Here is a 4,291-nt window from a genome sequence, read left to right as displayed (position 1 = left end):
GGTACGTGTCGAACATGCACGGGTTCGCGCAGTATTCAATTACTGCCGCCGTCACCTTGCTTGTGTCGGCCGCAGTAAGCGGCTCGCTGCTCATGTCGAGATCGCCGAGAGCGCAAGGTCTCGCCCTCAGCATCATCGGATCGTTCGTCGTCGCGATTGTAGGTGCGAGCGTTTACGGATTTTGGATCATCGGATGGTGAACCCGCAGAAGGTGAGCCCCTCAGTCGGCCGCTACGGACCTCTTGGATTCGCCGCTGCTTTGGTGAACATTCTCATCATCGAGTTTGTCGCGTGGGTTCTTCTGCCGTGGTTCTATCTTGCTGTATTCCTGGTTCCCGTGTTGCTGCTGGATTTCGCGTTGGCGGCAATTCTTGCGACTCGTCAAGGGAAATGGCGTGAGATTGGGCGGGGAATGATGATTGGTTGTATTTCTGGCCCAGCGGCGTTGGTCTTCTTCATTCCGTTGTACCTTCTGGTTGAGGCAGTCGGCCTGGTCTGACTGAGAAGGTTGGGGGTAGCGCCGTCGGTCGCAATCAGCCTCAGCCTGAGCGGGAATGCGCCGGAGTATAAGCCCGAGAACGTCAGTGCAGCAGGCGAACTGTCACGACGGGCGAACCGGTGTGCATTGCTATCTACGTGCCGCCACCATCACCGACGCGACTGCGCGACCGGATCATCAGTCGCTCCCACGAAGCGGGGCAGAAGCAACCGGAGTCGGCTGCTTCTCGTACCCTCCCATGCCGAGGGGTTGCACGACCAGTCGTGTCAGCAGGTAGTGCACCAACCCGGCGACGAGGAATGCTGGCATCGAGGCCGTGGTGTAGCGGAACAGCTCACTGGGCTCGTATGAAACCGGGTTCAGCAGAAGCGAATACGTGATCGCTCCGGCGGCGACCGCGACGAACGCGACGACGTTCACGCCCTTCCAGTAGCCGTACCTGGACTGGCTGGCCGGCAGGAACAGGTCGCGGACGTTCAGCTGGCGCCGGCGTAGGACGAAGTAGTCGACAAGCTGGACCGCGCACAGCGGCGCCAGGATGATCGCGCCCCAGGACAGGAAGCGGCCGTAGTTGTCGTACACGGCCGCCGGGAAGAAGACCAGGATCGCAGCCGGGCCGAGGATGACCGCGATCAGCCAAGGCCACGCCGCAGTGCGGAACACCCGTCCGCCGCCACCTTTGAGTGCCACCATCGACGCGTAGCCCTGGGAGAGGATGGCCGTCACGTTGGCCAGGCAGATGATGACCAGCGCCACGACGCCGATGCCGGCACCGGCGAGTGGAATCATCCACTGGGTTGGGTCGTCGATCTGCAGGGAGAGGGCGGCCAGCGCGCCGACGATCGCGGCTACGACCGAGGCTCCGAAGATGCCCATCCAGTTGGGCCAGAAGCCTGCGCGTGAATTGCGGGTCAGCCGGGCCAAATTGCCCATGTTGGGCCACCACGCGAATCCGCCCGCGATGTTCAGCTCGATCGCCAGCAGGAAGCTGAGGTGGTTGTCGTCGCTGACCCCGCCGAGCGGTTCCAGTGCTGCCAGCTCGGACCACGTGTTGTGGGTGAAGACGATGACGATGATCCCGACGAGGATGACCATCAGCATCGGCGCGATGACCCGGCAGACCGCCTCGACCGACACCGGTCCGCGGGCCAGGATGAGACAAGACACGATGATCGCGACCAGAGCGAGAAGGCTGGCCGCGGTGCCCGCCTCGGACAGTTCGACGCCGAGGAGCTGGTTGGCGACGGTCACCAGCCCGTGCCCGAACATGATCGCCAGCACTGCCGACCACGCCGCCGCGAGCACCGTGGAGACGGCGACCATCACCAGCCGCGCGCCGTTCTCACCGAACGCGCTGCGCAGCCCGACGAACTGTTCGATGCCGTACTTCACCGACGGCATGCACGGCGCCAAAGCGATCAGCAGCACGCTGATCCCGTAGCCGATCACGATCGACGCGATGGCCTGAACGACGCCGACGTAGTACGCGACCGCGGCACCCTGAAGGAAGGCCCAGGTGGCCACCGCGAGGCCGATGTTGACCCAGGAGTGCTGCCAGAATCCCCAGATCCGCTCCTGGGGGAGCAGCGGCAGCTCGGTGAGAGTGGCGTCGAAATCCTCCTCGACGATCGCGGTCTTCGCGGCCTTGGCGCGGCGCAGGAGATGGGTCATCAGTAGGCCCACCACATCAGCGCGACGATCGCGACGGACAGCGAGAACACCGCGACCAGAAAATCTCTCAGCGGTAGGTCGGGCACGGTGATCGGCGGCCCGTCGGGGCTTTCGATTAGGTGGAGCCGTTCCTGGAGTTCTCGGTCGAAGGTGGTGTCGTCCATACACGAACCTCATTCTTGATTGGCGGGCCAGTTTATTTAGCTTGTGGCCGCGGTCACGTCCTGTCAAGTCCGTGCGGCAGCTCACGAATAATACTTGACTGGCGGGCCAGTTAAGATAGAGTCGCCGTCATGTCGAACGCTTCAACGTCCTCGAACGCACCGGGACGGCTGCCGTCGAAGTCCGCCGTCGTGGTCGTCGGAGCTGGCTATTCGGGCTTGTCAGCGGCCCTGGCGCTGCACGACGAGGGCATCGACGTGCTGGTGCTGGAGGGTTCGGACCGCGTCGGTGGCCGGGTACTGTCGGAACGCGTCGACGGCTCCGGTGCCGACCTCGTCATCGATCATGGTGGTCAGTGGGTGGGCCCGACCCAGACCCGGCTGTTGGCATCCGCCGAGCGCTTCAGCTGCGCCACCTTCCCGACGTACAACACTGGCGATCACCTCGAGCTCTGGTCCGACGGTGTCAGTCGTCGCTTCCGCGGCGCGGGCCCGGACGACGCCCCAGGGGTGGACGCCTACGTCGCCGCCGCCGACGTCATCGACGAGCTGGCCGCGACCATCGACCTGAACGATCCGACGGCGCACGCGCGCCTGGCGGAGTGGGACTCCGAGACCGTTCAGTCCTACCTCGATCGCGCCGTCGCCGACGAGGACGCGCGCCTGCGCCTCGCGCTCGCCGTGCAGGGCGTGTGGACGGTGGAACCCCGGGACATCTCGCTGTTCCACCTGTTGTTCTACGTCGCGTCGGCCGGCGGATTCGACCAGCTGATGGAGACCGACGGCTGCGCTCAGGAGCGACGCTTCACCGCGGGCGCGCAGTCGGTCGCGCTGGCGATGGCGCAACACCTCGGCGACCGGGTCGTGCTGAATGCCCCCGTGTGGCACATCGAGACCCTTGACGACGGCAGCGTCCGCGTCGACACCGACCGCGGTCAGGTGTTCGCCGACCGTGTCGTGGTCGCTGCGTCTCCCGGTGCGGCCGTGCGCATCCGGTTCACCCCGCCGCTGCCGCAGGCGCGCAACCGGTGGATGGAACGCAGCCCGATGGGCGACGTCGCCAAGATCCACACCGTCTACGACACGCCGTTCTGGCGGGCCGACGGCTACTCCGGCGAGGCCACTGCCTACGGGGACAATTCGGTGGGAGTGGTGTTCGACAACTCGCCCGACGACGGCAGTGTCGGCGTCCTGGTGTCGTTCGTCTACGCCGACCGGCAGCATCGGTGGGCGGCGCTCGCACCGGAGCAGCGCCGGGCCGACGTGCTCAGCACGCTGACCATGCTCTTCGGTGACCGGGCGTCAAACCCGTTGCAGTACACCGAGAAGATCTGGCCCGATGACCCATGGGCACACGGCGGATACGCCGCCAATCCGGCGCCGGGGGTCTGGCTGGAACACGGAGCCAGGGGCTGGCGCACCGCCTGCGGATCCATTCACTGGGCCGGCACCGAGACGTCGAGCGTGTGGAACGGCTACATCGACGGGGCCATCGCGTCCGGTCACCGCGCCGCCGCTGAGATCACGACGGCGCTGCGGCCATGACGATGCACCTCACCCGGAAGACGACGGATCTCGCCGTCTTCAGCGATCCGGCATCGGTGGCCGTCGTCGGGGCCTCCGAGGACCCCGCCAAGTGGGGCTACTGGTTGGCCTCCGGTGCACTGAAGGGAGCGCACCGCCGCCGAATCTCGCTGGTCAACAGTCGATCCGCGTCGGTGCTGGGACAGCCCTGCGTGACGAGCATCTCGGCGCTCGAGGAGGTTCCCGACCTCGTCGCGTTGTGCGTGCCCGCCGGCCAGGTCGACGCCGTCGTCGACGAGGCACTCGACCGCGGCGTGCGCGGCTTCCTCGGGATCACCGCAGGAGTCGCCGACGACGCCGCCCTCGCGCGCAGGATCACCGCCCGCGGCGCACGTTTGATCGGCACCAACAGCCTGGGCATCTACGACGCCACCAC

At 66.1% G+C, this 4,291-nt stretch carries 6 protein-coding genes; 4 read left to right on the top strand and 2 right to left on the bottom strand.

Features of this window, described 5'->3' with window-relative positions; genetic code table 11:
- Together ACRDUX_RS39360 and ACRDUX_RS39355 are read left to right on the top strand one after the other, a co-directional pair.
- On the top strand, positions 1–200 hold a 200-nt coding region (locus ACRDUX_RS39360; protein WP_526422730.1), incomplete at its 5' end, for a hypothetical protein.
- Positions 194–499, top strand: a complete 306-nt coding sequence (locus ACRDUX_RS39355; protein WP_526422728.1) for a hypothetical protein — start codon at positions 194–196, stop codon at positions 497–499. The genes ACRDUX_RS39360 and ACRDUX_RS39355, both read left to right, overlap by 7 nt.
- Positions 500–676: 177 nt before the next feature.
- Here the strand turns inward: ACRDUX_RS39355 and ACRDUX_RS39350 are convergent, their stop codons facing one another.
- Together ACRDUX_RS39350 and ACRDUX_RS39345 are read right to left on the bottom strand one after the other, a co-directional pair.
- Positions 677–2,170 carry a cytosine permease gene (locus ACRDUX_RS39350; protein ID WP_526422726.1) on the bottom strand — a complete coding sequence of 498 codons (1,494 nt, stop codon included), beginning with the start codon at positions 2,168–2,170 and terminating at the stop codon, positions 677–679.
- Complete coding sequence (locus ACRDUX_RS39345; RefSeq protein ID WP_526422724.1) at positions 2,170–2,334, bottom strand: hypothetical protein; 165 nt, start codon at positions 2,332–2,334, stop codon at positions 2,170–2,172. The genes ACRDUX_RS39350 and ACRDUX_RS39345 overlap by 1 nt, the downstream gene beginning before the upstream one ends.
- A 129-nt stretch (positions 2,335–2,463) precedes the next feature.
- On the opposite strand from ACRDUX_RS39345, the gene ACRDUX_RS39340 reads away from it, so the two are divergent.
- Entirely contained in the window at positions 2,464–3,876 is a 1,413-nt protein-coding gene (locus ACRDUX_RS39340) for a flavin monoamine oxidase family protein (RefSeq protein WP_526422722.1), read from the top strand.
- The coding region (locus tag ACRDUX_RS39335) for a CoA-binding protein (protein WP_526422720.1) at positions 3,873–4,291 on the top strand (419 nt) is incomplete at its 3' end. The genes ACRDUX_RS39340 and ACRDUX_RS39335, both read left to right, overlap by 4 nt.

Source organism: Mycobacterium sp. (genome assembly GCF_050701675.1).
GTDB lineage: Bacteria > Actinomycetota > Actinomycetes > Mycobacteriales > Mycobacteriaceae > Mycobacterium.
This window is presented reverse-complemented; position numbering and strand designations above follow the sequence as displayed.

What these genes read in the sequence shown, in the direction of transcription:
- ACRDUX_RS39355 (WP_526422728.1), top strand. Translation starts at nt 194, where the DNA reads ATGGTGAACCCGCAGAAGGTGAGCCCCTCAGTCGGCCGCTACGGACCT.
- ACRDUX_RS39350 (WP_526422726.1), bottom strand. Translation starts at nt 2,170, where the DNA reads ATGACCCATCTCCTGCGCCGCGCCAAGGCCGCGAAGACCGCGATCGTC.
- ACRDUX_RS39345 (WP_526422724.1), bottom strand. Translation starts at nt 2,334, where the DNA reads ATGGACGACACCACCTTCGACCGAGAACTCCAGGAACGGCTCCACCTA.
- ACRDUX_RS39340 (WP_526422722.1), top strand. Translation starts at nt 2,464, where the DNA reads ATGTCGAACGCTTCAACGTCCTCGAACGCACCGGGACGGCTGCCGTCG.